Raw genomic sequence first — 24,879 nt, forward strand, 5'->3', positions numbered from 1 at the left:
GGCCCTTCCGCAGACCTGACCCGACTGACCTGACCGGGACGTTCCCATGAGCGGCAGCGAAGAGACCCTGACCATCAACCGGCGGCATCTCCACCCGCGCCCGGACCCGGGCGCCTCCCCTCCGGCCCCGCCCGTCCCCGCGGCGGGCGCCACGGAGTTCGTCCGCATCGGGCTGGCCGGCCCCGCCGGCCGTGCCGACCTCGCCGTGCCGGCGGCCGTCCCCCTCGCGCGGCTGCTGCCGATGCTGCTGCGGCAGGCCGGTGCCGAACCCGGCCCCGACGGCGGGGTGCGCCACGGCGGCTGGGTGCTGCGCCGCTCCGACGGCACCCGCCTCGACGCCGCCGCCTCGCTCACCGACCAGGGGGTCGTCGAGGGCCAGCTGCTCTTCCTCGGCCACGGCCACGACGACGCGACCCCGCCGCTCTACGACGACGTTGTCGAGGTCATCGGCGACCACGCCGTCCGCCGCGCCTGGCCTGCCACCGCCACCCGCCGTGGTGCGGCGGCCCTCGCGGCGCTGGCCCTGTTGACCGGCTGCGCCGCGCTGGCGGCCGCGCCCGGCGCGGTGCCCGGCTGGCTCGGCCTGGCGACGGCCGTGCTGACGCTGGCGGTGGCCGTGCTGATGTCGCGCGGCTTCGGCGACCTGCGGGCCGGCACGTTCGCCGGGGTGCTGGCGGCGGCGCCGGCCGTGGTGGGCGCGCTGCTGCTGCTCGGCGGCGGGGACGGTGGGAACGGCGGGGACGGCGAAAGTGGCGGGGGCGGCGACGTGGCCGGCGGCCTGGCGGGGCTCGGCGCCGCGCACCTGCTGCTGGCCTGCGCGGTGGTGGCGGTCGTCGGAGTGGTCGGTCCCGTGCTGGTCGGGGGCGGGGACGGCACGTTCGTGACGCTCGCCGTGGCAGGACCCCTCGCCGCGACGGGCGGGGTGGTGTGCGTGATCTGGCGGGACGTCACCCCGGCCGAGGCCGCCACGGTCGCCGGGCCGCTCGCCTTGGCGTTGACGACGCTCTGGCCGACGGTCGCGCTGCGCGTCGCCCGGCTGCCCGCGCCGCAGCTGGCGGCCGTCGCCGAGGACCTCGAACGCCTCCCCGGTCAGCTGGCCCACGAGCGGCTGGTGGCGCGGGTCGCCGCCGCCCGCCGCCTGCTGGGCGGCATGACGGTCGGCAGCCACCTCGTGGCGGGTGCGGCGACGGTGGTGCTGTTCACGGCGGGGGAGCTGTGGACGGGGGTGCTGGGCGGCACGTTGACCGTCCTGATGCTGCTGCGGGCCCGGCTGTTCCGTGAGGCGTGGCAGGTCGGGACGGCGGTGGCGGCGGCGCTCGTGGGCGCGGCCGGCGCGGCGGCGGTGACCGTCGCGGAGCACGCGTCGGAGGGCGTGCCGCTGTTGGGCGTCACGCTGCCGGCCGCGTTGACGGTGGCGCTGGTCGCGGGCGGGGTGGCGCTGGCCGCCGGCCGGCTCCGGCCGAACCCACGGCTGGTGCGGGCGCTGGACGTGGTCGAGACGACGCTGCTGCTGGCCGTGGTCCCGCTGGTGCTGGCCGTGTGGGAGGTCTACGGCCAGCTGCTGGACCTGCGGGTCTGAGGCTCGGGGAGGGGTGAGGAGACGTGGTGAGCAGGTTTCACGTGGAACACGGGAGCGGGAAGGGGACGACGACGGCCGTGGCGGTCCGCGTCGCGTGTGCCGGTCTGGCGGGCGCGCTGGGCGTCGCGACGCTGCTGACGACGGCGACGCCGGCCGTCGCGGCGACCGCCATGCCGTGCCGGAACCAGATGGTGGACGGCGAGGAGCTGCCCGAGGGCGCCGAGACCCACCCGTTGGTCGACTCGTTGGCGCTGCGCCATGCCTGGGACATGGCCACGGGCGGGGGCGTCACCGTCGCCGTCGTCGACTCGGGGGTCGACGCCGACCACCCGGAGCTGGCCGACGCCGTCGTCGACGGCAGCGAGTTCGTCGGCGTCCAGGCGCCGCGGGAGTTCGACGAGAGCCGGACGCGGCCGACGACCGACTGCGCGGGCCACGGCACCGCCGTCGCGGGCGTCATCGCCGCCGACCGTCGCGACGACCGGGTCGTGGGCGTGGCGCCGGACGCCACCGTCTATCCCGTCCGCGTCGTCGGCAACATCGGACACGCCAGCAACGAGCTGCTCGCGGCGGCCATCGACGACGCCGTGGATTCCGGGGCGGGCGTCATCAACCTCTCCTTCGGCCGGTCGGTCGACGACGAGCTGATCCGCGAGGCCGTCGAACGCGCCCTCAGCCGGGACGTGGTGGTGGTCGCCGCCGCCGGCAACGACGGCATCCCCGCCGACTCGGACACCCGCGTGTACCCGGCGGCCTACGACGGGGTGCTCGCCGTCGGCGCCGTCGGCGCCGACCACGCGCCGCTGGACGGCTCCAACGCCGGGCCCTGGGTGGATCTGGTCGGGTTCGGCGACGCGGACCTGACCGTCGTGGCCCCCGACGACTCCGGGTACCGCCAGGAGGGCGGCACCAGCATCGCCGCCGCCCAGGTGTCCGGGGCCGCCGCGCTCGTGCGGTCCCGTTTCCCCGAGCTGCCGGCGGCGGAGGTGGCGCGCCGGCTGACCGACTCGGCCACGCCGCTGGGGGGCGGGCGGAACGACCGCACCGGCGCCGGCCTCGTCGACCCGTACAGCGCCCTGACCCACCTCGGTGACCACGGTGGCGGAAACGGTGGGGAGGAAGGGCGGGGCGACGGTTCCGGGGCGGGCGCCGGTCGGATTCCCGTGCGGGCCCTGCCCGCCCCCGAGCCGCCGCTCGGCACGACCGCGACCACGGCCCTCGCCTGGAGTGGCGGCCTGCTGCTCGCCGTCGTCCTGGTGCTGCTGGCGGCGCCGGCGGTCCGCCGGGCCGCCCGCCGCGGCTGGCGGCCCGGCGCCGTTGCCCTTCCCGCGTCCGCGACCGCGCCCGCGCCCGCGTCGCCGGAACCGGACGGCCCGCACAACGCGCACGACGCCCACGACCCGCCGCCGCCCCGCGTCGCCGCGCCACGGCCCACCGGCCGCCTCGCCTGGCTGGCCGGCGCCCCGACCGCCACCCCCGACACTCCCCACCGAAACCGAGACCGGAACCGGAGCCGGACACCGTAGCCATGGCCACGACACGTGAACTCGCCGAGGCGTACGCGTACGCCAACCGCCGCATGACCACCAGCCTCCTGCGAGGCACCGACGAGGCCCGCCTAGACCCCCGCCGACGGCTCAACCGCTCGCTGGGCGCCGGCGTGGCGGTCGGCGTCCTCGTCATGGCCGGCTTCGGCATCGCCGGCTGGCTCGGCGGCGGACGCGGCCCCGAGCTGCCCGCCAACGGCGCGGTCGTGGCCGGCGACTCCTCGTACGTCGTCACGGACGGCGTGGTACACCCCGCGCTGAACCTCGCCTCCGCGCTGCTGGCCGGCGGCGGCGGGCCGACCGAGGTGCGGCGGGAGACGCTCGACGAGGCACCGCGCGGCCTGCCGGTCGGCATCCCCGGCGCGCCCAACGCGCTGCCCGACGGCGACGAACTGCTCGACGGCATGTGGACGCTGTGCGCCGTCCCCTCCGAGACCGACCACGAGCCGGAGGACACCGCGCTCTACGTCGCCGTGCCCGGCGTCGCCCCCGCCGCCCCCGCCGACGCGACGCCCGCGGCTGCGGCCGGCGGCGTGACGGTGCTGGTGGAGGACGAGAGCGGCGCCCGGTGGCTGCTGACGGAGGGCCGCCGGTACGCGCTCTCCGCCGAGGCGCTCGGCATGCTGAACCTGCCGGGCGATCCCGTCCTGCTCCCCCGGGAGATCATCGACACCGTTCCCGAGGCACCGGAGATCACCGTTCCCGACACCGTCCCCGGCGCCGGGGATCGCCCCGTGGACGCGCTGTCCTTCGACGCCCGCGTCGGCGACCTCGCCCACACCGAGGCGGGCAGCACCGGCCCGCGGTACTTCGTGGTCAGGCCGGACGGGCTACAACGCGTCTCCGAGCTGGTGTACACGCTGATGGCCGCCCACGCCGGCGAGGACCACCCGATCAGCCTCGCAGACGCCGCCGACGGGCCACCCTCGGAGGAACGCCTCCCGCCCGGCGAAGAGGCCTGGCCGGAACGGCTCCCCGCCCCCGCCGAGCTGGAGCGCAACCAGCCCGTGTGCGTCAGCACGCCGCCGGGCGGGGAGCAGGGCGACGCCCCGTGGCGGTCCACCGTCCACCTGCCGAGGACCATGCCGGAGCCGGCGGAGACGACGCCGGTCGAGGCGAGCGAGGGCGAGGTGCCCCTCGGCCTGCTGGACCGGATCTACGTGCCGCCGGGTTCCGGCGCCCTGGTCCGCGTCACGGGGTCGTCGGCCGACGGCGGCACCCACACGCTGGTCACGGACAGCGGCATGGCCTACCCGTTCGCCTCGCCGGAGGCCGTGCAACGCCTCGGGTACGCGCCGGCCGAGGCGCCGTCGATGCCCCGCGAGTACGCCGAACTCCTCCCGGCCGGGCCGCTCCTCGACCCCTTGGCTGCGGCCGAGGAGCAGCGCGGCGCCGCGCCGGGGGCCGAGGCGGCAGGCATCGACGAGACGGGCACCGACGAGACGGGGACCGACGAGACGGAGGAGGGTGAGGACCAGTGACCACCACGACGGGCGCCCGCACGCCGCGCGCGCCGCGCATGGCCGGCTTCGGCCGGGCACGGCTGCTGGCCGTGGAGGCGGGGATCGGCGGACTCGCCGCCGGGCTGGTCGCCGGAGGCGGGTGGGGGTACGCCCTCGCGAGCGGTGGGGTGGCGCTGGCCGCCGGCGCGTTGGCCCGCTGGCGCGGCGCCTGGTTGGACCAGCGCGTGCTGGACCGTGCGCGCCGAGGCACCCTGACCGTCGCCGCCCCGCCCCCGCCCCCTCCCCCACCGTCACCGACACCTCCACCGACACCCCCATCACCGCCGCCGTCCGCCTCTCCCCCGCCGCCTTCGCCGGCCCTGCTGGGGCTGGCCCACACGCTGCTGCCCAGCTTGGGCGTCGCCGAGTTCGCCGACCGGAACGAGCCACGGGCGGGGCACCGCCTCGGCGTGCTCTCCGACGGGCGGGGCCACGCCGTGATCGCCGCCTTCCCGGGCGGCGCGCTGCCCGCCCTCCCGGCGGGCACCGTGGCGCGGTGGCTGGCGGAGGACCCGGCCCGGCCTGCGGCGGCGCAGCTCCTCGTCGAGCAGTTCGCGCTGCCGCCGTGGGACTTCCACTACCGCTACCAACCCACGCTCGCCTACCGGCAGCTACCCCACGGCGGCCGGCCGATCGCGGTCCGCTCGTGGCTGGTGGTGCGGTACGAGCCCCTGGACGCGCCCGAGTCGGCGGCCCGACGTGGCGGCGGAGAGAACGGGGCGCACGCCGCGGTGGCGGCGTCGGCCGCGCGGCTGCGCGCCCGGCTGGCCGCTCGGGGCGCGCCCACCGTGCCGCTGGGCGCGGGCGAGTCCCGCGAGTTGCTGCGGCAGCTCGGCGACGCGGAGGGCCAGGGCCGCCAGGTGAAGGACGCGTGGGCCGGCAGGGCGGCGACCCACTCGACGGTGAGCGCCGTGACCGCCACGCAGGGGGACTGGCTGCGGCTGCTGGGCGGGCTGGCCGGATGCACCGCCGAACGGGTCGTCACCGCCGCGACCCTCACGGTCGAGGAGCTGTGCGCCGGCCGTCCCACGCTGCGGGTGCGCGCCGCCGTCCGGCTGGTCAGCACCCTCGGCCAGCACTGCGCCCGCGAGCGCGAGCGGCTCCGGGCCGCCCGGGTCACCGGCCCGCCCCTCCCCGACCAGCGGGCCGGACTGCTGGCGACGCTGCCGCTGGCCTACCCGTCCCGTTCGCTGGTGGAGGCCAGCGGCCTCGTCCAGAGCAGGAGGCTGGCGGCATGAGCGGCCCGAGGAGAACCGAGCCGAGAAGGACCGAGCCGCCAGGCCGGGAGGTCCTGGCCACCGTCCCCGCGACCACCTGGCGCGACGGACTCGACGAACCCGACGAACTCCACGGACTCGACGGGGCGGACCGCACCGGCGCCCCCCTGTTGTTCCCCGCCCGGGCCGGCGTCCACCTGGGCACCGACCAGGGCGGGAAGCCGGTGTCCCTGCCGGCGCCGGGGCCCGCCGGCACGCGCGTCGCGGTGTTGGGGGAATCCCTCTTCTGCCGCCTGGTCGCGCTGCGCCTGCTGGCCGTCGGCGTCCAGGTCACCGCCGACACCCGGCTGCCCGCCGAGTGGCGGAGGGTTCGCCAGGCCGCGGGCGGCCGGCTGTCGTTCACGAGGGACCCGGCCACCTGGCCGGCGCTGCCGCCCGCTCCTCCGGCCGTGGGCGCCGGGCCGCAGGCGCTGGTGAGCGACCAGCACCGGCCGCCGCCCGCGTCCGCCGCGGCCGGGCCCTGGCGCACGGTGCTGCACGTCACGCGCGGCACGCCCCGCCGCGCCGGCTTCTGGGACGCACCGGACGCCCTGCTCGCGCTCGGCCCCACCTACGCGGCGGCCGTCGCGCTGCTGCTGGGCCGGGAGGCGGGACGGCGCACGGCGCGGCTCGCCTCGGGCGAGGTCATCCTCTTCCGCGCCGACGGCGCCGAGGTGCTCCGCCCCGACATCGCCCCGGCCGAGACCGCGCTGCTGACCCCGGGTCAGACTCGCGCCCGCATCTCGTCCCGGCAGGACCCGCCCGCCCGGCCGACGTGAGCCGCGCCCGTTCCGCCCGCGCGACCGGCCACCCGCCACGGTCTCCCGGGGACGGGACGGCGAGCGGGTCGGGAGACGGGACGGGGGACGCGACGGCGTCCCCCGGCGACAGCCGCCGGAGCGCCGCAACTGTCACGCGCCTCCGTCCTCGCCCGTGGTCGGCCGGTCGGCGCGACCACGGGCCAACGCGACCGGATAGCGCTTCCTGTTCACCTCGATCTTCCTCCTGAGCGCGTCCTCCAGGTCGACCCCGATGACATCGGCGAGCTGGAGAAGGTAGGCGAAGACGTCGGCCATCTCCTCCCTCACCGCCGCGGCCCGATCCCGATCCGCCATCACCGAGGCGGACTCCTCCGCGGTCAGCCACTGGAACAGCGACACCAGCTCACCCGTCTCGCCGGCGAGCGCCATCACGAGATTCTTCGGGTTGTGAAACTGCCCCCAGTCCCGCTCCCTGGCGAACGTCGCCAGTTCCTCCTGAAGTTCACGCGTCGTCATGCTCCATCCATAGCAGCACGCTCCGACAACGTGCGGCACCACCGGCCGCCCGTCGGGAACCCCAACGATCACGGGACAGACGCTTGGCGAAGGCACCAACGGCCGGTGGACGGGTGGAGAGCCGTGATCACGGCGGCGACCGCGGCAACAGCCGTCAGCGGGGCGATGACGTGGGCGAACGTCTCGACGTCTGATGGCCCTCCCACCAGCTGATACTGCACGCTGGCGCTCACACAGTGCAGAGCCGCCGCGCCACCGGCTGCCACGACCATCCAGCGTCCGGCCATCGTGCGCCGGAACAGCAGGAGCGCGCCGGTGGCGAGCACGATCGCCTCCATGATGCCCACCGTCATGTTCACCGCGATCAGCCCGGTCGGCGCGCTGGGGTCCTGGAGGTACTTCGTGGTCTTGGAGATCATGAACAGGAGGGCTGGAAGGCACAGCAGGGCCAGCGCTGTCGCGGCGGTCGCGGTGCTGAGGCTGGGCCGCTCCGGCACCGCGGAGCCCGTGCCGGTGGGCAGCCCGCCGTCGCGCGCGCGGGTTCGCGTCGATGCCGTGTCCGGCCGTGGGGAACGGCTCGCGCCGCGGGTGGGCGCCGGGGGCGGGAGCGTGACCGTGGCCGGCGTGGCGGGGCCGCCGCCGGGCTCGGATGTACGGCCGAGGTGGCGCAGTGCCCGGGCGAGGTCGGCGGCGCTCGGGTGCCGCTGGTCGGGATCCTTGTGGAGCAGGGTCAGCACGAGCTTGTCCCAGGCGGGTGGGATGCCCGCCCGCACCGAGCTGGGCGTGAGGGGGTCCTGGGTGAGGTGTGCCGAGAGGTAGCCCACGGTGTCGGGGGCCTGGAAGGGAAGCTGGCCTGTGATCAGCTCGAAGAGGACGCAGCCGAGTGCGTACAGGTCGCTGCGTGGTTCGGGGAAGCCTCGCGCCTGTTCTGGGGCCATGTAGGGGGGTGTGCCGACGATGAAGCCGGTCTGGGTGAGGCGGTCCGCGGTCGCGTAGGGGTCGGCGGCTCTCGCGATGCCGAAATCGAGGACCTTCACGATGCCGGACGGCGTGACGAGGATGTTGGAGGGCTTGATGTCCCGGTGCATGACTCCGGCGTCGTGGGCGTCAGCAAGCGCGTCGCATATCTGTGCACCCCACCGGGCCACGTCCGGCAGAGGGACGGCGTCTCGGCGCAGCATCGCGTCCAGGCCCTCGCCTCGCACCAGCTCCATCACCAGGAACGGGGCCCTGTCGCCGTCGGTGCCGGTCTCTCCGAGGTCGTGGATGGTGACGATGTTGGGGTGCTGTAGCTGGGCGGTGATCCGTGCCTCGCGGAGGAACCTGGCCCGTGCCTCGTCGCCGCGGCTTCCGCCGCCGGCGAGCTGGGAGATCACCTTGACCGCCACGGGCCGGCCCAGTGTCTCGTCCTGCGCCTCCCACACCTGCCCCATGCCGCCCTCGCCGAGCTCCCTCACCAACCGGTAACGGTCCCCGAGGAGTTGGTCTCGCACTGCCGCGCCTCCCTCGTCTCCGACGCTCCCGTCCCCACTGTCGGGGAACGGGCGCGCGATGGGGGTCACGATACGACCGCAGGGGCGGTCCGCCCGTTCCCCGGAACCCGCCGAGAGTTCCTCCTCGTGCGTGGTTGGCGGGCGGGTCGTGGGTCTTCGACGGCACGGCGGAGGAGGGAGTCAGCCGTGCGGGCTCGCGACCGACGACAACGCGGCACGGAGCACCGCCCGGGCCCCTGAGGGGTCTGGGGGAGAAGCCGCAGGACGTCGCGAGCCCGTCGGGGAGTGCGGGACAGCCTTCAGGGGGTGTCCCGCAGGCGGCTCGCGAGGCGGGGGAGGAGGCGTAGGGCGTTCGTGCGGTCGACGGCGCGGCGGGTGGCGCGGTCCAGGGTCGGGTCGGTGGCGTGGTCCCGCGTGATCACGCGCACCTCGTCGGCCGGTCGGGCCGGCCAGTCCGTCCCGAAGAGGATGCGGGAGGGGCCCGCGGCGGCCAGCAGGGACGGCATCGCGTACGGCGAGGCGGGCATGGCGGTGTCGTAGTAGAACCGCTGGACCGCCGCCGCGACGGCGCCCGGTGTGAGGCCCTCGCCCTGCCGGGCGGCGGACTCGGCGCGGCCGGCGACGTACGGCAGGAAGCCGCCGGCGTGGGAGAGGATGATCGACACGTCCGGGTAGCGGTCCAGGGTGCCGGAGGCGATCAGGTTCAACGCCATCCGCGTGGTGTCGAACATGAAGTCGGCGATGAAGTCGGGGACGCCCGGCAGCCCGCTGCCGCCCTCCGGGAGCGACTCGGGGTGGGTGAGGACCACGGCGCGGCGCCGGTTCAGTTCGGCGAACAGCGGGTCGAACGCCGGGTCCCCGAGGTAGCGGCCGTCCGCGCTGGTCATGAGGATGACGCCGTCCGCGCCCAGTTCGTCGAGGGCGTACGCGATCTGGTCGAGCGCGAGGTCGGTGTGGAGCGGCGCGACGTTGGCGAAGAAGCCGAAGCGGGTGGGGTGGTCCGCGACCAGTTCGGCCATGGACTCGTTGCACACGCGGACGCCCCGCTCCGCGGTCGCCCGGTCGTGGAAGGCCATGGACGGCACCGGCGCGGAGACGACGCCCGCGGCGATGCCGTTCGTGTCCATCGTCGCCAGTGCCCCGTCGAGCGTCCAGTCGGCCCAGGTCGGACCGCCCTCGGGCGGGAGCAGCCCCGCCTCGACCGCCCAGTCGCGCATCGCGTCGGTGAGGAGGTGCTGGTGCGTGTCGATGCGGCCGGGCGACCGCCCCGGACGGTCGGCCTCCGCCGCGGCCTCGGCGGCCTCGGAGCCCCCGGCCGGATCGGCCGCGCCGGCCACGCCCGCCACGCCGGCGGCGAGCCCCGCGGCCAGCGAGGCGGCTCCCGCGGTGCGCAGCGCGTCCCGGCGGGAGAAGGCGCGGCGGGACGGGTCGGGGGACGGCGACGTCGGTGTCATGAGGAACCTCCAGGTGTAAGAAACAACTGACAGGTCCCACCCTGACCCGGCGTCGGCCGCCCCACCATCCGGTCAACTCCCCCCGCGACGGTGGGGTTTACCCCCGGGGCGGAGGCGGCGCCGCGCCACGGCGGGCGGCGGTGGGCGGCGGGCTGCGGCGGGCGGTCCTCACGTGATGCCGTTGGGGGAGCCGACGCCGGTCACCGACCATCGGTCGCCCACCTTCTCCACGACGTAGGTGGTGAGCCAGCCGTTGTTGAAGCCGTGGAGGGCGGAGACGCTCACCCTCACCTCCCGGTCGCCGTCGGGCAGCAGCCCGAGGGTGATGCCGGCGAGTTCCTCGTCGGCCGGGCCGCCCGGCGAGGGAAGCCGCTCCACCCACACGAGGTCCGTCACGTCCGCCAACTCGGCGACGAGGGCGTCCCGAACGGCGGGCGGCAGCGGCGCGCCGACCTCGGGATCGTCGTACTCCCAGCCCGCCGACTCCTCGGGCCGGAACCCGACGAGCACGCTCTCCGGCACCCCCCCGTCGTCCTCGTAGCTCTCGCGCAGGAAGCGCTCCAGCACCGCCGCGTAGATCGCGACCGCGCGGTCGTTCGCGACGCCCTCCTCCCGCTCGGACGCGTGGGCGTCCACGGACTCCCCCGGGGAGCGGGGAGAGCCGGAGTCGAGGACGACGCCCACCCCGACGACGGCGACGACGGCCGCCGCGGCCGACGCCGCCACGCTGCCCATGACGAGCCAGCCGGCACGGCGACGGCGGGCGGGCGCCCCGGCGAGCACCCGGTCGACGACGCGGTCGGCGGGCGGCGCGGCCCCGGCGCGGTCGGTGAGGGTGTCGCGGACGAGGTCGTCGATGCGGTGGTTCACGGTGCCTCCTCGGTGCTGGCGCGTCGCCCGACGCGACCGGCGCGCCCGACGCGTCCGGCTCGTCCGGCGTGTGCGGCGCGGGCGGGGTGGGTGTCACGGGGTTCGGTGGCGGCGTACTCGGCGAGGTCCGGGTGCTCGCGGAGCCCGCCGAACGCGCGGGTCACCAGGCTGCGCACCGTGCCCTGCGCGCAGCCGAGCAGCCGGGCGATCTCGGCGTCCGGCAGGTCCTCGTAGTACCGCAGGACGAGCACGGCGCGCTGCCGCGCGGGCAGGCGGTGCAGCAGCCGCCACACCAGGTCCCGCTCGGCCACCGACTCCTCGCGGTCCGCCGTGGCGCCCGCCGCCAGGGCGTCGGGGGCCGTGGCGACCTCCGTCGACCTGCGGCGTCGGCGCCACGACAGGTGCTCGTTGACGACGATGCGACGGACGTAGCCCTCCGGATTGCCGGCGCTCACCACCCGGTCCCACCGTCGGTGGGCGCGGATGAGCGCCTCCTGCACGATGTCCTCCGCGGTGTGCGGCTCGCCGGTGAGCAGGTAGGCCAACCGGAGCAGCGCCGGCGTGCGGGCGCCGACGAACTGCGCGAAGTCGGTATCAGCCATGGGTTCCTCCTGTCTGTCTCTATGACGCGGCGAGGGGCGCGCTCTGCTGCACGGGGAGCCGTGCGGCGCGAAGGAAAAGGCTCTTGAGCGGTCGCTCAAACTCCTGCTACGGTCCTTCACGAGGTGTTGAGCGTCCGCTCAAGAGGGGGAGGGTGGAGGTGGATCGATGAGGTCGCCAGCGACAGGGCCGGGGCTCTACGTCGAGACGCGGATCGGCGTCGACCTGGCGGAACTGTGGCACCGCACCCAGGACCCGGCCACGCACCAGCGGTGGGACCTGCGCTTCACCACCATCACGTACCTGTCTCCCGGCAGCCCACCCCACGCCGGGGCCGACCCCTCGCCGGAAGCCCTCACCGCCGCCCCGCGCCGCTTCCGGTACGCCACCCGGGTCCTGCCGTTCCTCGTCGTCTCGGGCACGGGCGTCAGCGCGGGCGAACGGTGGCGCCCCGACGGCACCCGCACCTCGGCGCTCCGCTTCTCCTCCGGGCACCCCCTCTCCCTGATCGCCGAGGGCCGGGGCTACTGGCGCTACGTCCCCGACGGCTCCGGCACGGTCCGCTTCCTGACGGGCTACGACTACCGGCCGCGGTGGGGCGCCGCCGGCCGGGTCGTCGACCGCCTCGTCTTCCGGCCGTTGATGGGGTGGGCGACGGCCTGGTCCTTCGACCGCCTGCGGCTGTGGTGCGAGCGCGGCGTCACGCCGGAGCGTGCGCTGCGGCGCGCCCTGGCCGAGCTCGCCTGCCGCGCCGGCGCGGTCGCGACGGCCGCCCCGTTCCTCCCCGTGCCCGCCATCGCGCTGCTCGCGGCCGGGGCGCTCCTCCTCCCCCCGCTGCCGGGCACGCCCGCCGCGCGCCGGTGCCGGCGCCGGCCCGTTCGGCGGTCCGACGCCACTCCCCCCGCGGTCCTCGGCCGCCTCGACGCGAAGGAGTCCCACGCGTGACCTCCCTCTTCCAACGCGCCCTCGGCGCGGACTTCGCCCGCCTGCACCCCCAGCTCCAGCGCCGCTTCTCGGTGGGCCTCGACAGCGCGGAGGCGTGCGTGGGGCGGGGGGTGATGGACCGCGTCTGGCACGGCCGCCCGTTCGTCAGACCCTTCCTGACGCTCGGCGCCACCCGGCACATCCTGATGCCGGAGACCGGCCGCGACATACCGTTCACCATCGCCAACGTGCCCTACCGCGACGCCCACGGGCGCGAGGCGGTCACCTTCGCCCGCGCCTTCCGCTTCCCCCGCAGGACCCGACGCTTCGACGCGTACATGGTCGACAGCCCACGGCGCGGCGCCCTCGTCGACTACCTGGGCACCCACCAGCACCTCGCGACCGAACTGCGTCCCGAGGTGGACGGCGACGCGCTGGTGATCCGCTCGGGACCGCTGCGCTTCCACGAGGGCGTCGTCGACGCGCGGGTGCCCCGGCTGCTGGACGCCGCCGCGACCGTGCGCGAGGCGTACGACGCGGCGGCGGGGCGCTTCCGGATCGAGGTGTCCGTGGTCAGCCCGTACGCGGGGCCGCTCTTCGGCTACCGCGGCTGGTTCGTCGCCTCCTACCGCCCCGCGGACGGCGGGGCGCTGCCGGCGGCGCTGCGGCCGGTGCGGGAGGAGGCGCGCGTATGAGCGAGGAGACGCGGGAGAAGCTGCTGGACGGGGCGCTCACGACGCTGGCCACGCACGGCATCGCCAAGGCGTCGGCCCGCACGATCGCCGCCACGGCCGGCGTCAACCAGGCACTTGTCTTCTACCACTTCGGCAGCGTCGACGAACTCCTCGCCGCGGCCTGCCGGCACGGCGCCCGGCAGCGGCTGGAGCGGTACCGGGAGCGGTTCGCCCGCGTCGGGAGCCTCGCGGAGCTCCTGGCGCTCGGGCGCACGATGCACCGCGAGGAACGGGCCGGCGGCCACGTCGCGTTCCTCGGCCAGCTCCTGGCGGGCGCCCAGACGCAGGAGCGCCTGGCACCGGCGGTCAGCGCGGGCCTCGACCTGTGGATCGAGGAGGTGGAACGCGTGCTGGAGCGGGTGCTGGCCGGGACGCCGGTGGCGCCGTTCCTCGACGTTCCCGGCCTGGCGCGGAGCCTGGCGGCCTCCTTCGTCGGCCTCGAACTCTACGAGGGCGTGGACCCGGACGGCGCCGGGCGCGCCTTCGACGCGCTGGAGCAGCTGGCCGAACTCGCCGCCGTCCTGACGGAGCTGGGCCCCGTGGCCCAGCGGGCGGTCCGCGCCCGCCTGCGCCGCACCGCCGCCCGGCGCGGGGGCCGCGCGACGACGTGACCTCGCGCCGCGCGCTCCCGACGGCGGCAGCCCTCACGCTGCTCGCCGTCGGGGTCGGCGCGGGGGAGGGGGTCAGTTCCGCCAGGGGTCGTAGTGCGGGTTGTCCACGCAGGCGGACATGATCTCGGTGTCGGTCTGGCGGTCGATGGGGCAGGCGCCGACGATGAAGCTGCGGTCGATGCCGCCGGGGAAGGCGACCTCCACCTGGTGGGCGTACTTGTGGTCGTCGCCGATGGTCTCGTTGACGTCGATGCCGCCGGGGGCGTCGATGTAGTAGTTGTAGGTGCTGCTGCCGAAGTCCTTGTACAGGTCGTGGTCGTAGGTGGTGGACACGAACGGCGACGGCTGGTTCTGGAGCACGTACGCCTCCAGGTCGTACTGGCCGTTCACGGTGTCCCAGGGGTGGAAGCCCTCGGCGAAGACCACCGCGGGGGAGCGGCCGTCCGCGCGGTAGAGCTGGTGGCAGTTGGCGCGGTACGCGGGGTCGGGGGTGATGCGGTCGACGTCCACGGTGCGGTCGGCGGCGGCGTGGAGCGGGTCGCTGACCGTCGGGCACGCCACGGCGGTCGCCGTCCTGGCGACGGTCAGGTGGGCCGGCACGGACAGCGCGAGCAGCGCGAGCACGACGGCCAGCCGCTGGAGCACACTTCTGGTGATCATGTGCTGAGACTGGCCACTCCCCGCCCCGCCCAACGCCCCCACCAGCCCAAACCGCCCGAACGGGCCAGCCCCCGACGCCCTGTTCGACGGCGTGCCTCTCCGACGTCCTCAGGCGTCGTCAGGCGTCGTCAGGCGTCGTCAGGCGTCCTCAGGGGTCCACGTCGGCGCGTGGGCCGGACCCGTGCGCGGCACGCTGCGGGCGGCGTCGCGCCAGGCCGCCGCGATCTCCGAGGGGTAACGGCGGGCGCTGCGCGTCACGGTGACGCGGGGCACCAGCTCCACGACGTCGTTGACGTTGACGTGGACGAACCGCTCGTCGCTCAGCGGCGTCCAGTCGCCGCCGCCGTGCCGCAGCAGCCGGGTTCCGTTGGCGCTGAGGTTGCGCAGCTGGAGCGCGGCGTCGTCGGCGGCGCGGGCCACGAGGTGGCGGCGGCTGACGCGGCGCGACAGCTCGTCCGGGAGCAGCCCGTGGAGCGCGATCCCGCCGTCGCCCGGGGCGCGGCCCAGCTCGGCGGTGGCGCCGGCGTCGAGGGTGAACCGGTGCACGCACTCGCCGTCCACCAGCAGCTTCAGCTGCGCGACGCCGGTGCGCGGGCCGTCGTCCACCAGGGGCACGCGGTGCAGTTCGCACAGCGGCGTGCCGCGGCGCATCAGGGGCAGCCGGATGGCGACGCCCCGGCGGCTGTCGTAGAGGCGGCAGCCGCGTTCGGGGCAGTGCCAGTGTCGCTTGACGACCTCCGTCAGCGGCCTGCGGTGGCGCCCCTGGAGCAGGCCGTGTGCCTTGAGGTCGGACTCCTCCAGCTTCCGGGAGATCTGCGCGGGCGTGCGCACGCCCATGTCCCGCTCGCGCAGCACCACCTCCCGCGCGGGGTCCCGGCCCGGCCCCGCCGCACGCTCCACGCCGAGGAACCGGGTGGTGTCGCCCTGGATCCAGCGGTGCGTGGTGCGGAAGTCCCGGAAGTCGTCGTTGGAGATCACGGGCAGCTCGGTGACGTCGGCGAGCTCCAGGAGGGGTTCGTCCGCGTCGGCCGCCTCCTCCACCAGCCCCTCGTCGATCCAGCGCGCCAGCAGGGCGGGCTCCGCCCTGTGCGGGTACTCCCCCACGCCGTGGCGCAGGCTGCGGTCGGCGATCGCGACCACGCGCACGGCCTCGTCCGCCGTGCGGCGGGCGAGGGCCTCGATCACCATCCGCAGCCGGTCGAGGGAGCGGGGGTGGCTTCCGTCGCCGATGCGGGGGTTGCGGACGACGTTGGAGAGGTCCACCAGGGCGTCCGCGTCGGCGGGGTCGGCCGTCAGGTGTCGCGCCAGCGCCTCGAACACGGCTACCGCTCCTGCCACACGGTCAGCAGCGTGGACACCTCGTAGGTGTCGTCCGTGGGGGTGAGGTCGGTGACCTCCAGCATCGCGACGTTGCCCTCGGTGGTGAGGGTGCACAGCAGGGTGCCGACGGGGATGGTGTCCTCGAACTCCTCGTAGGGCAGTTCGGGGGCCAGGGCGTTGGTTCCGGCGGCGAGCCGGCACTCCTCGGGGGTGCGGCCGTCGCTGATGCCGGTGGTGGTCTCGAACTCCCAGCGGTCCCAGAGACCGTCGCCGACCGTCAGCTCGACGTCGTCGAGGTCGAGGTCAGAGGAGGCGGCCGGGGCGTCGTAGTCGGCGTAGGTGTTGTCGTAGTCGCCCGCGCGCAGCGCGAACGGCACCGCGTCGACGAGGAGGTCGTAGGGCTCCGTCTCCGGGGACGGGGAGGAGTTCGGGCCGGTGCCGTCGTCGGCCCCGTCCGGGGCCTCCTCCCCGGTGGGGTCGTCGGTGGTTTCCGAGCCGCCCGAGGTGTCCGAGCCGGAGGGGTCGTCGTTCGAGTCGTCCGGCAGGAGCGCGCTCACCAGAGACTGTCCGAGCAGCAGCACGGCCACGGCCACCACGGCGGCGAGGCCCACCCGCCGTGCCCGGCTCGTCGGCCTGCCGGCGGACGGGGTCGGCGCGGGGCGGGCGGAGGTGATCGAGTGGACGGGCGGCGGCGAGGACCGCGGCGGCGACGGCGGCGACGGCTGTGACGGCGGAGGGCCGGCGGGGGCCGCGACGGTCGTGGCGCGGTGTTGGCTTCGCGGCTGCGACGGCGCGGCCGTCGGCGTGTACGTCGGCGGCGCGGTCGGTGCCGGCGTCACCGCCTCCGGAGGAACGGTCGGGGTGTCCGCCTCCGCGCGCGGGCTCTCCGGCGGTGGCGGGTTCTCCAGCTCCGCGACGCGCCGGGCGATCTGCTCCGTCAGCGGCTCGGGGAGCCAGCCGTCGAAGTCGCGCAGCGGTCGCACCTGCGACCGCTCGTACAGCTCGACGACCTCCGCCGGCGTGATCCGCTCCTCGGGCGACGCGGTGAGGCAGCGTTCCAGCAGCGGGCGCAGCGCCGCCGGGTACCCGGACAGCTCGGGGGGCCGTTGGGCGGTCAGGGCGATCTGCGTGGCGACGGTCAGGGCGCCGCCGTCCCCGTACGGGTGGCGTCCCGTCGCCGCCACCGCGGCCGTGAGCCCCAGCGCGAACAGGTCGGCCGCCGGCCCCACCGGCTCGTTCAGACCCTGCTCGGGCGACATGAACTGCGGGGTGCCGACGATGCCGCGCGCCCGGGTCAGGCGGGTGGCGTCAGCCGCGCGCGCGATGCCGAAGTCGATGACGTAGGGGCCCTGCGCGGTGAGCATCAGGTTGGCGGGCTTCAGGTCACGGTGTACGACGCCCGCCGCGTGGATGGCGGCCAGCGCCTGCGCCACGCTGCCCACCAGCTGGAAGACGGCGGGCAGCGGCAGCGGCCCGTACGTGTCGAGCGCGTCCTCCAACGTGACGCCGGGCACGAACTCCGAGGCGAGCCACGGCAGTTCGTCGGTCAGGACGTGGTCCACGACGGCCACCAGGTGGTACCCGCGCACCCGGCGGGCGGCTGCCACCTCCTGCGCGAAGCGCCGCCGGAACGCCTCGTCCCGCGCGTACTCGCGCCGGATCAGCTTCAGCGCGACGGGCTGCCCGCCCCGGGTCCGCGACAGGTACACCGTGCCCATCCCGCCCTCGCCGAGGCGGGCGAGCAGCCGGTAGTCGGCGATCTCCCTGGGGTCGTCCGGGCCCAACGGGCTGAGCGCCGAAGAGGAGTTGGTGGAACTCATGACTGTCTGCCCGCCTCCCCCGATGGCCACAATCCGAGTGGAGCCTACAACCTTGCTTTCCGTCACGTCATTCAGCGGCCGGGCCCGCGACGCCCGGTCGGGCGTCCACCCGCCGGCCCTCACCCGCCCGGGAGCAGGACCTGTCGGAGTGTCTGTCCCCCGGCCATGGCCTCCAGCGTCTCGTTGACGGCGGACAGGGGCGCCGTGTCGCCGAGCAGTCGCTCGACGGGAAGCCGACCGGCGCGCCACAGGGCGAGGTAGCGGGCGACGTCGAGGTGGGGGGCGGAGTCGCCGAGATAGCTGCCGAGCAGGCGTCGGCCCTGGCCGACGAGTTCGGTGACGGGAAGGGCGAAGCGCTCCGACGGGTCGGGGAGACCGACGGAGACCGTCCGCCCGCCGGGGCGGGTGAGCGTCCACGCCGTGGTGAGGGCGGCGGTCCGCCCCGCGGTCTCGATGGCGGCGTCGGCGCCGTCCGGGAGGACGTCGCGCAGCCCGGTCGTCGCGTCCCCGGGCGCTAGCGCGACGGTGGCGCCGAGCCGGAGCGCGAGCTCGCGTTTCGCGGGCACGGGGTCGACGGCGACGATCGGGTGGGCGTTGGCCAGGACCGCGCCCAGGAGCGCCGCCAGTCCGACGCCGCCGAGGCCGACGATCAGCGCGGACTCGCCCGGACGGACCTCGGCGGTGCGGAGGACGGCCCCCACGCCGGTGAGCACGGCGCAGCCGAAGAGGGCGGCGATCGGGGCGGGGACGTCGGGGGGTACGACGACCGCGGAGCCGCGGTCGACGACGGCGTGCCGTGCGAAGCCGGAGACGCCGAGGTGGTGGTGGAGGGACGCGCCGGCGCGGCTCAGGCGTCTCGTCCCGGACAGCAGCGTGCCCTCGGCGTTGGCCCGCGCGGCACGGGGGCAGTGGGCCGGGCGACCGCCGGCGCACCGGTCGCACCGTCCGCAGCTCGGCACGAACACGAGGACGACGCGGTCGCCGCGGGCGGCGTCCGCGACGCCGTCCCCCACGGCCTCCACGATGCCGGTCGCCTCGTGGCCGAGCGCCATGGGCGTCGGCCGGCGGCGGGTGCCGTCCACCACGGACAGGTCCGAGTGGCACACGCCGACCGCATCGACGGCGACCCGCAGCTCGCCGGGCCCGGGGTCGGCCAGTTCGACCTCCTCCAGGGCGAGAGGGCGGCTGCGTGAGTAGGGTCTGGGCAGCGCGGACTCGTACAGCACGGCTGCTTGCGTTCTCATCGGACTCATCGGACGGCTGCCCCCGATCAGGCGTGGTTGGTGGTCAGAATATCGGACGAGCGAACGACATCTCGCATGAGATACGGTCGGAATGAGGACTGTCAAGGGGTCGAGGGCTGCCAGGGCGTGCGAGGGCGTCGAGGGTGTGCAGGGAAGGAGTGGGGGCGGGATGGCCGCAGGCGGGAACGAGGTCGCCTCACGCGTACCGGCGGTCAGTCGGGCCGTCGCCGTACTCGACGACGTCGCGGAGAACGGGCCCGCGTCCCTGGGCGGCCTCGCGCGCCGTCTCGGGCTGCCGAAGAGCAGCCTGCTGGGCATCTGTCAGGCACTGGTGGCACGACGGCTGCTGGCCCAGGACTCCGGCGGCCGGTACGTGCTGGGCCTCGGCCTCGCCGAGCTGGCCGCGGCGGAGATCACCCATCCCCCGCGGCTGGGCACCCTGGGCGTGACGGTGCCCGACAGCGAGAACCCGTTCTACGCCGTCGAGGTCGACGGCCTGCGACAGGCCGCCGAGGAGCTGGGCGCGCGGGTGACCGCCGTGGACGCCGGTGGTGACGCGGGGCGGCAGGTCGAGCAGCTGCGGGAGTTCGTCCGGGCGGGCGCGGACGCCGTCGTGCTGGACGCCGTCCACTCCACCGAGGTGGCCGGCGCGGTCGCCGAGGCCGAGGCGGCCGGCGTCCCGGTGATCGCCGTCAACGTCGGCGTGGAGGGCGCCAGCGTCACCGTGACGACCGACAACGTCCAGGCGGGCCTGTCGGTCGGGCGACACCTGGCGACCCTGCTGGACGGCGGAGGGGAGGTGGGCATCGTGGACGGCCTCCAGGTGACGGCGGTGTCCGACCGGATCGTCGGGTTCTCCGCCGCGTTGCGCGACTACCCCGGCATCCGCGTCGCCGCGCGTCAGCGGGGAGACCACTCGCCCCGTTCGGGAGAGCGGGTGGCCCGGCGCATGCTCGCCGCCCACCCGGGCCTGAGCGGGATCTTCGCGCTCAACGACCCGATGGCGGAGGGCGTGTTGACCGCCATGACCGACCTCGGCGTGTCCGTTCCCCTGGTCAGCGTCGACGGGTCCGCCACGGCCGTCGCGGCGATCGCGGCGGGCGGTCCCTGGCGGGCCACCGCGGCGCAGGAGCCGGCGCGGCTCGGTAGGCTCGCGGTCCGGTACGCGGCCAGGCTGCGGTCCGGCGGCGCCCGGCCGCGTGGGGGGGTGCGGCGGATGCCCACCAGGCTGATCACGCGATCGGTGGTCGCCGACTACGAGCCCTGGGGATGACGGTGGTCGAGAGTGAGAACCGGGTCGGCTCGCCGGCCGTGCACCGCGCGGCCCGGGTGCTGACCGAGCTCGCCACGCACGACGAGCCCCTCAGCGTCTCCGAGCTCAGCCGCCTGCTGGAGCTGCCCAAGAGCTCGCTCGCCGACATCGTGGGCGTGCTGGTGGGCGAGGAGATGGTCGTGCGCGACCTGGACGCCGGGGTGCGGCTGGGCGACCGGATCCGCCGGATCGCCCGCGGGCTCGTCGGCGGCACCACCCTGCTGGAGGTCTTTCCGCGGGCCTGCGCCGAGGCCCGTTCGCTGGAGGGCCGGACGCTCGTCCTGGCGGTCCTGCTCGACCTCGACGCGGCCTACCTGGCGGTGCGGCCCGGCTCCCGGCCCCTGCCGCTGACCCTCCGGGCGGGCGTCCGGCTCCCGGCGTGGTCCACCGGCACGGGACGGGCGCTGCTCAGCGCGCTCCCCCACGAGGTGGTCGAACGGATGCACCTGGGCGCGGTGCCGGACTCGCCGAGCGGGCACCCGTTCCGGCTCGGTGCGCTGCTCGACGCCACCGCTCTCGCCCGCCAGCGCGGCTACGCCTCCAACGCCGAGCTGGGCGAGATGGACCTGGCGGGGACCGGGGCGGTCGTTCCGGGGCCGCGCGGGTGCGTGGCGGCCGTCGGTTCGGTCATGGACGTCGCCCAGCTCGGGGAGGTGGACCCCGAGGAGGACGCCGCGGCGGTCCGCGCCCTCGCCGGCCGGCTGGCCGAGCTGATCGGCGACTGACAGAACCCCACGACCGACCGTCACGAGCGCGGCCCGGCAGGCACGGGCCGCGCTTTTCGTGTTTCTCCCTCTTGACAGGACGATGACAGCGCCGTTCACTGTTCAGCATCTCGATAGAGAGAACGAGATATTGAACGCCACATGGTGACTGACACCGACGAACGAACGGCGCGGATCGCGCGACCGGAGTGGAGGAGTTCTCTCATGACCGTCGTGAACGCACCCCCTGGCAGCGCCCGCGCGCCGGCCGGGGCCGAGCCTCCCGCCGCCCGTCTCCAGGTGCGGGGCGTCCGCAAGTCCTACCCCGGCGTGCAGGCCCTGCGGGGCGTCGACCTCAGCCTGGCGCCCGGGGAGGTCCGCGCGCTCCTGGGAGGCAACGGGGCGGGCAAGTCCACCCTGGTGAAGATCCTCTCGGGCGCGGTGCGACCGGACGCCGGCCGCGTCCGCCTCGACGGCGAGGACGTGACCCTGCCGAACCCCGCGGTGGCCCGGGACAAGGGCATCGCCACCGTTCACCAGGAGCTGAGCATCGTCCCCGGGCTCAGCGTCGCGGAGAACATGCTCCTCGGCCGCTGGCGTTCCGTCGGCGCACGCGGGCCGCTGATCAGGCCGAAGGCCATGCGCCGGCACGCCGCGCGGTACCTGGGGGAACTCGGCGTCGCCCTCGACCCCTCGGTCCGGGCCGGCACGCTCAGCCTCGCCGAGCAGCAGGCGGTCGAGATCGCGCGGGCGCTGTCCCACGGCACCCGGGTGCTCATCCTCGACGAGCCGACGAGCTCCCTCGCGGCGGCCGAGGTCGACGCCCTCCTGACACGGGTGCGCCGGATGGCCGCCGCCGGGCTGTCCGTCGTCTACGTCTCCCACCGGATGGACGAGATCCCCCGCGTCGCCGACTCCGTCACCGTGCTGCGGGACGGACGCGAGGTCACCACCCTGCCGATGGCGCGGACCAGCACCGCCCAGGTCGTCGGCCTGATGACCGGCGGCCGGGTCAACGGCCTGGCCGGCGGCCGGGTCAGCCGCCCCGACGGCGCACCCGCCGACACACCCGCGGACGGCCCCGACGGCCCCGACGGCGCCGTGCCCGGCCGCGCACGCGGAGAGCGGACGACGCGCGACGACCGCGTGGTGCTCTCCGTCGCCGGCCTGTCCTGCGCGGGACGCCTCACCGACGTCTCCTTCGACCTGCGCGAAGGCGAGATCCTCGGCATCGCCGGCCTGCTCGGCTCGGGCCGGACCGAACTGCTGCGCTGCCTGTTCGGCCTGACCCCCAGGGCCGCCGGCTCCGTCACCCTCGACGGCCGCCCCTTCGCGCCGCGCGGACCAGGGCAGGCCATCCGCGCCGGACTCGGCTACGCCCCGGAGGACCGCAAGAAGGAAGGTCTCGCGCTGGGCATGAGCGTGTCCACCAACCTGGTGGCGGCGTCGCTGACCGGCCTCCGCTCCCACGGCCTGCTGTCCCGGCGGCTGGAGCGCCGCCACGCCTCCGCCAGCTGCGACCGGCTGTCGATCAGGACCCCCTCCCTGCACACCCCGGTGGGCACCCTGTCGGGCGGCAACCAGCAGAAGGTCGTCTTCGGCAGGCTCCTCAACGCCGGTACCCGCGTGCTGCTCCTCGACGAGCCCACCCGCGGCGTGGACGCGGCGGCCAAGGAGCAGATGTACCGGTTCCTCGGCGACCTCGCCGCGGAGGGCGTGAGCGTCCTGGCCGTCTCCTCCGAGCTGGAGGAACTCTTCGCGTTCTGCGACCGCCTGCTGGTCATGCGCGACGGGCGCGTCGTCGCCGAGTCGCCGGCCGCCGACACCGACCCGTCCTCCGTGATGGCCCTGGCGATGGGAGGCGACCCCCGATGACCACCGCCTCCACCCCCTCCGCCACCTCCACGGCCTCCACGGCCTCCACGGAGCGGGAGACCCCCGGCCGGGAGCCGGCACCCGCCCGCCCGGACAGCGCGTTCGCACTGCTCCAGCGGCTGGCGAACCGCTCCGGCGGCGAACATCTCGGCCTCCTGCTGGTGCTCGTCGCCCTCCTCGTCGTCCTCGCGTTCACCGCGCCCAACTTCCTCACCCAGTCCAACCTGCTGGACGTCGCCAGGCAGCTGTCGTTCACCGGCATCATCGCCCTGGGCATGACGCTCGTGATCGCCGCCGGAGAGATCGACATCAGCGTGGGCTCCTCGATCGCCTTCTCCTCCGCGCTGTTCGGCGTGCTCGCCGTGGAGCAGGACTGGCCCCTGTGGCTCGCCGCGCTGGCGGTCTGCCTGATCGGCACGGTGATCGGGGCCACCGCCGGACTGGTCCGCGCCTGCTTCGACGTGCCCTCGTTCATCGTCACCCTCGCGCTCTTCTCCGCCCTCAGCGGACTCGCGCTGCTGGTGACCAACGCCATGCCCATCCCCGTCAGGGACGAGGGTTTCACGCACTGGGGCAACGGCTCGGTCCTCGGCGTCCCGGTCCCCGCGCTGATCTTCCTCGGCGTCTTCGCGCTGCTGTGGGTCGTCGCCAACCGCACGCCCTTCGGCCGCAGCGTCTACGTCGTCGGCGGCAACGCCGAGGCGGCGCTCCTGTCCGGCATCCCGGTCGTCCGCGTCCGCACCGTCCTCTTCGCGCTGACCGGCCTCCTGGCCGCCGTCTCCGGGCTGCTCCAGACCTCCCAGCTCGGCGCGGGCATGCCGACCATCGGTGGCGGCGTCGAGTTCGCCGTGATCACCGCGGTCATCGTCGGCGGCGCCAGTCTCCACGGAGGCCGCGGCAGCCTGGTCGGCACCCTCCTCGGCGTCGTCTTCATCGGCGTCCTCAACAACGGCATGGTGCTGCTGGGCGTGAACAGCTACGCCCAGTACGTCGCCAACGGAGCGCTCGTGCTGCTGGCCGTCCTGATCAGCGCGCTCCGTCCCTCCTGGAGCGGCCGTCGGGCGCGGCCGGCCGGGGAGCGGCTGGCATGAGCGGCCCCACCTCCGTCGGGCGGCGGCGCGCCGTGGCCGCGCTGCTGTGCCTGCTGACGCCGCTGTCGGGCTGCTCGGCCGTCGCCGGCGCCGACCACGACGGGATGACCGCGTGCGTCACGACGCTCTTTCCCGCCGGGACCTTCACGGAGTTCACCGAGGCGCTCGCCGCCGAGGGCGAACGGCACGACATCGACTTCGACGTCCAGGACGTCGGCAACGACGCCGGCCGGGAGTTCGAGGTCCTCTCCGCGTGCGGCACCCGCCAGGTCGACCTCGCCGTCGTCAGCGCCGTGTCCCCCACCGGTTCGCTGGCGACCCTGCGCCGGCTGACGTCCCGCGGCACCCCGGTCATCTGCTACAACACCTGCCTGGCCCCGCCCGACGACGAGGCCGAGACCGTCGCGTTCGTCACCAACGACCAACGGGCCCTGGGGCGGACGACGGGCAGCGCCGCGGCCGCCTACATCGAGGAGCACCTCGGGGGCAGCGCCCGGATCGCGTACCTCACCTGCGAGACCTACGAGGTGTGCCAGGAGCGCCGGGAGGGCCTGGAGGACGGGCTGGCGGACGTGGAGGTCGAGGTCGTCGACTCCCAGGAGGGCTTCTCCGTCGAGCGGGCCACGCCGGTGGCGACCTCCCTCCTCGCCGCCCATCCCGACGTCGACGTGATCATCGCCGAGAACGAGGACGCCGTCGTCGGCGCCGCCAACGCCGTCCGGGCACGCGGCATGACCGGCCGGACCGTCGTCTTCGGCATCGGCATGAACCCCGCCGTGGGCGAGCTGCTGCTCGCCGACGACGGCACGGTGCGGATGACCACCGGCCAGGACCCCGCGTCCTGGGCCGCGGAGGTCGTGGAGATCGCCCTCGTGCTGCGGGACGGCGGGCGACCGGCCGACCACCTCCACCACGTCCCGGGCCCCCTCTTCAGCCACGACGACCCGGCCCCCGTCCAGCAGTACCTGAACCGCCACTCCCGATGACACCAGCGCGAGCGCGAACG

General features: G+C 75.5%; 22 protein-coding genes. 13 read left to right on the forward strand and 9 right to left on the reverse strand.

From position 1 onward, the window contains the following. Positions 1-46: 46 nt before the first annotated feature. From eccD to ACTWP5_RS00850, 5 genes are read left to right on the forward strand one after another with little or no spacing between them, the layout of a single operon-like run. Positions 47-1,579, forward strand: a complete 1,533-nt coding sequence (gene eccD, locus ACTWP5_RS00830) for a type VII secretion integral membrane protein EccD (protein ID WP_443218667.1) — start codon at positions 47-49, stop codon at positions 1,577-1,579. A gap of 26 nt (positions 1,580-1,605) precedes the next feature. Beyond that, on the forward strand, positions 1,606-3,105 hold the full coding sequence (locus tag ACTWP5_RS00835) for a S8 family serine peptidase (protein ID WP_443218668.1): 1,500 nt from the start codon (positions 1,606-1,608) through the stop codon (positions 3,103-3,105). A gap of 2 nt (positions 3,106-3,107) precedes the next feature. Then, the gene (eccB, locus tag ACTWP5_RS00840; RefSeq protein ID WP_443218669.1) at positions 3,108-4,607 is read left to right on the forward strand and encodes a type VII secretion protein EccB; all 1,500 of its coding nucleotides are present in this window, start codon (positions 3,108-3,110) and stop codon (positions 4,605-4,607) included. Beyond that, on the forward strand, positions 4,604-5,866 hold the full coding sequence (locus ACTWP5_RS00845; RefSeq protein ID WP_443218670.1) for a type VII secretion protein EccE: 1,263 nt from the start codon (positions 4,604-4,606) through the stop codon (positions 5,864-5,866). The genes eccB and ACTWP5_RS00845 overlap by 4 nt, the downstream gene beginning before the upstream one ends. Then, positions 5,863-6,663, forward strand: coding sequence for a hypothetical protein (locus ACTWP5_RS00850; protein WP_443218671.1), 801 nt, complete (start codon positions 5,863-5,865; stop codon positions 6,661-6,663). Before ACTWP5_RS00845 ends, ACTWP5_RS00850 begins: the two co-directional genes overlap by 4 nt. A gap of 132 nt (positions 6,664-6,795) precedes the next feature. Here the strand turns inward: ACTWP5_RS00850 and ACTWP5_RS00855 are convergent, their stop codons facing one another. From ACTWP5_RS00855 to ACTWP5_RS00875, 5 genes are all read right to left on the reverse strand, one after another. Next, positions 6,796-7,161, reverse strand: a complete 366-nt coding sequence (locus ACTWP5_RS00855; protein ID WP_443218672.1) for a nucleotide pyrophosphohydrolase — start codon at positions 7,159-7,161, stop codon at positions 6,796-6,798. A gap of 68 nt (positions 7,162-7,229) precedes the next feature. Next, positions 7,230-8,654 (reverse strand): protein kinase domain-containing protein, encoded by a 1,425-nt coding sequence (locus tag ACTWP5_RS00860; RefSeq protein ID WP_443218673.1) that lies wholly within the window; start codon positions 8,652-8,654, stop codon positions 7,230-7,232. Between the two features lie 299 nt (positions 8,655-8,953). Then, entirely contained in the window at positions 8,954-10,108 is a 1,155-nt protein-coding gene (locus tag ACTWP5_RS00865; protein WP_443218674.1) for an amidohydrolase family protein, read from the reverse strand. A 168-nt stretch (positions 10,109-10,276) separates the two neighbouring features. Continuing rightward, entirely contained in the window at positions 10,277-10,978 is a 702-nt protein-coding gene (locus ACTWP5_RS00870) for a hypothetical protein (RefSeq protein WP_443218675.1), read from the reverse strand. Continuing rightward, positions 10,975-11,580, reverse strand: coding sequence for a SigE family RNA polymerase sigma factor (locus ACTWP5_RS00875; RefSeq protein ID WP_443218676.1), 606 nt, complete (start codon positions 11,578-11,580; stop codon positions 10,975-10,977). Before ACTWP5_RS00875 ends, ACTWP5_RS00870 begins: the two co-directional genes overlap by 4 nt. A 166-nt stretch (positions 11,581-11,746) precedes the next feature. Here ACTWP5_RS00875 and ACTWP5_RS00880 point away from each other — a divergent pair, with 166 nt between their 5' ends. The 3 genes from ACTWP5_RS00880 to ACTWP5_RS00890 are packed head-to-tail and all read left to right on the forward strand — an operon-like array spanning position 11,747 to position 13,847. After that, positions 11,747-12,523, forward strand: coding sequence for a hypothetical protein (locus ACTWP5_RS00880; protein WP_443218677.1), 777 nt, complete (start codon positions 11,747-11,749; stop codon positions 12,521-12,523). Beyond that, positions 12,520-13,197: a DUF4166 domain-containing protein gene (locus tag ACTWP5_RS00885; RefSeq protein WP_443218678.1), complete on the forward strand. Its 678-nt coding sequence runs from the start codon at positions 12,520-12,522 to the stop codon at positions 13,195-13,197. The genes ACTWP5_RS00880 and ACTWP5_RS00885 overlap by 4 nt, the downstream gene beginning before the upstream one ends. Continuing rightward, positions 13,194-13,847, forward strand: a complete 654-nt coding sequence (locus tag ACTWP5_RS00890; RefSeq protein ID WP_443218679.1) for a TetR/AcrR family transcriptional regulator — start codon at positions 13,194-13,196, stop codon at positions 13,845-13,847. Before ACTWP5_RS00885 ends, ACTWP5_RS00890 begins: the two co-directional genes overlap by 4 nt. Before the next feature lie 72 nt (positions 13,848-13,919). Here ACTWP5_RS00890 and ACTWP5_RS00895 read toward each other — a convergent pair whose 3' ends face one another. The 4 genes from ACTWP5_RS00895 to ACTWP5_RS00910 form a co-directional block, all read right to left on the reverse strand. Beyond that, positions 13,920-14,507 (reverse strand): ADP-ribosyltransferase, encoded by a 588-nt coding sequence (locus ACTWP5_RS00895; RefSeq protein ID WP_443218680.1) that lies wholly within the window; start codon positions 14,505-14,507, stop codon positions 13,920-13,922. A 138-nt stretch (positions 14,508-14,645) separates the two neighbouring features. Further along, on the reverse strand, positions 14,646-15,845 hold the full coding sequence (locus tag ACTWP5_RS00900; RefSeq protein ID WP_443218681.1) for an FHA domain-containing protein: 1,200 nt from the start codon (positions 15,843-15,845) through the stop codon (positions 14,646-14,648). Then, positions 15,830-17,647, reverse strand: a complete 1,818-nt coding sequence (locus tag ACTWP5_RS00905; RefSeq protein ID WP_443218682.1) for a protein kinase domain-containing protein — start codon at positions 17,645-17,647, stop codon at positions 15,830-15,832. Before ACTWP5_RS00905 ends, ACTWP5_RS00900 begins: the two co-directional genes overlap by 16 nt. 119 nt (positions 17,648-17,766) lie before the next feature. Then, entirely contained in the window at positions 17,767-18,891 is a 1,125-nt protein-coding gene (locus ACTWP5_RS00910) for an alcohol dehydrogenase catalytic domain-containing protein (protein ID WP_443218683.1), read from the reverse strand. Between the two features lie 169 nt (positions 18,892-19,060). Here ACTWP5_RS00910 and ACTWP5_RS00915 point away from each other — a divergent pair, with 169 nt between their 5' ends. The 5 genes from ACTWP5_RS00915 to ACTWP5_RS00935 all read left to right on the forward strand — a co-directional run bounded on the left by ACTWP5_RS00915 (position 19,061) and on the right by ACTWP5_RS00935 (position 24,859). Then, positions 19,061-20,164 (forward strand): substrate-binding domain-containing protein, encoded by a 1,104-nt coding sequence (locus ACTWP5_RS00915; protein WP_443218684.1) that lies wholly within the window; start codon positions 19,061-19,063, stop codon positions 20,162-20,164. After that, complete coding sequence (locus tag ACTWP5_RS00920) at positions 20,161-20,928, forward strand: IclR family transcriptional regulator (RefSeq protein WP_443218685.1); 768 nt, start codon at positions 20,161-20,163, stop codon at positions 20,926-20,928. Before ACTWP5_RS00915 ends, ACTWP5_RS00920 begins: the two co-directional genes overlap by 4 nt. Positions 20,929-21,132: 204 nt before the next feature. After that, positions 21,133-22,782, forward strand: coding sequence for a sugar ABC transporter ATP-binding protein (locus ACTWP5_RS00925; protein ID WP_443218686.1), 1,650 nt, complete (start codon positions 21,133-21,135; stop codon positions 22,780-22,782). Beyond that, positions 22,779-23,873 carry an ABC transporter permease gene (locus tag ACTWP5_RS00930; protein WP_443218687.1) on the forward strand — a complete coding sequence of 365 codons (1,095 nt, stop codon included), beginning with the start codon at positions 22,779-22,781 and terminating at the stop codon, positions 23,871-23,873. Before ACTWP5_RS00925 ends, ACTWP5_RS00930 begins: the two co-directional genes overlap by 4 nt. Beyond that, complete coding sequence (locus tag ACTWP5_RS00935; protein ID WP_443218688.1) at positions 23,870-24,859, forward strand: sugar ABC transporter substrate-binding protein; 990 nt, start codon at positions 23,870-23,872, stop codon at positions 24,857-24,859. The genes ACTWP5_RS00930 and ACTWP5_RS00935 overlap by 4 nt, the downstream gene beginning before the upstream one ends. The last annotated feature ends 20 nt before the right edge of the window (positions 24,860-24,879 follow it).

The organism is Streptomyces sp. 4N509B (assembly GCF_052245655.1).
In the GTDB taxonomy this organism is placed as follows: domain Bacteria; phylum Actinomycetota; class Actinomycetes; order Streptomycetales; family Streptomycetaceae; genus Streptomyces.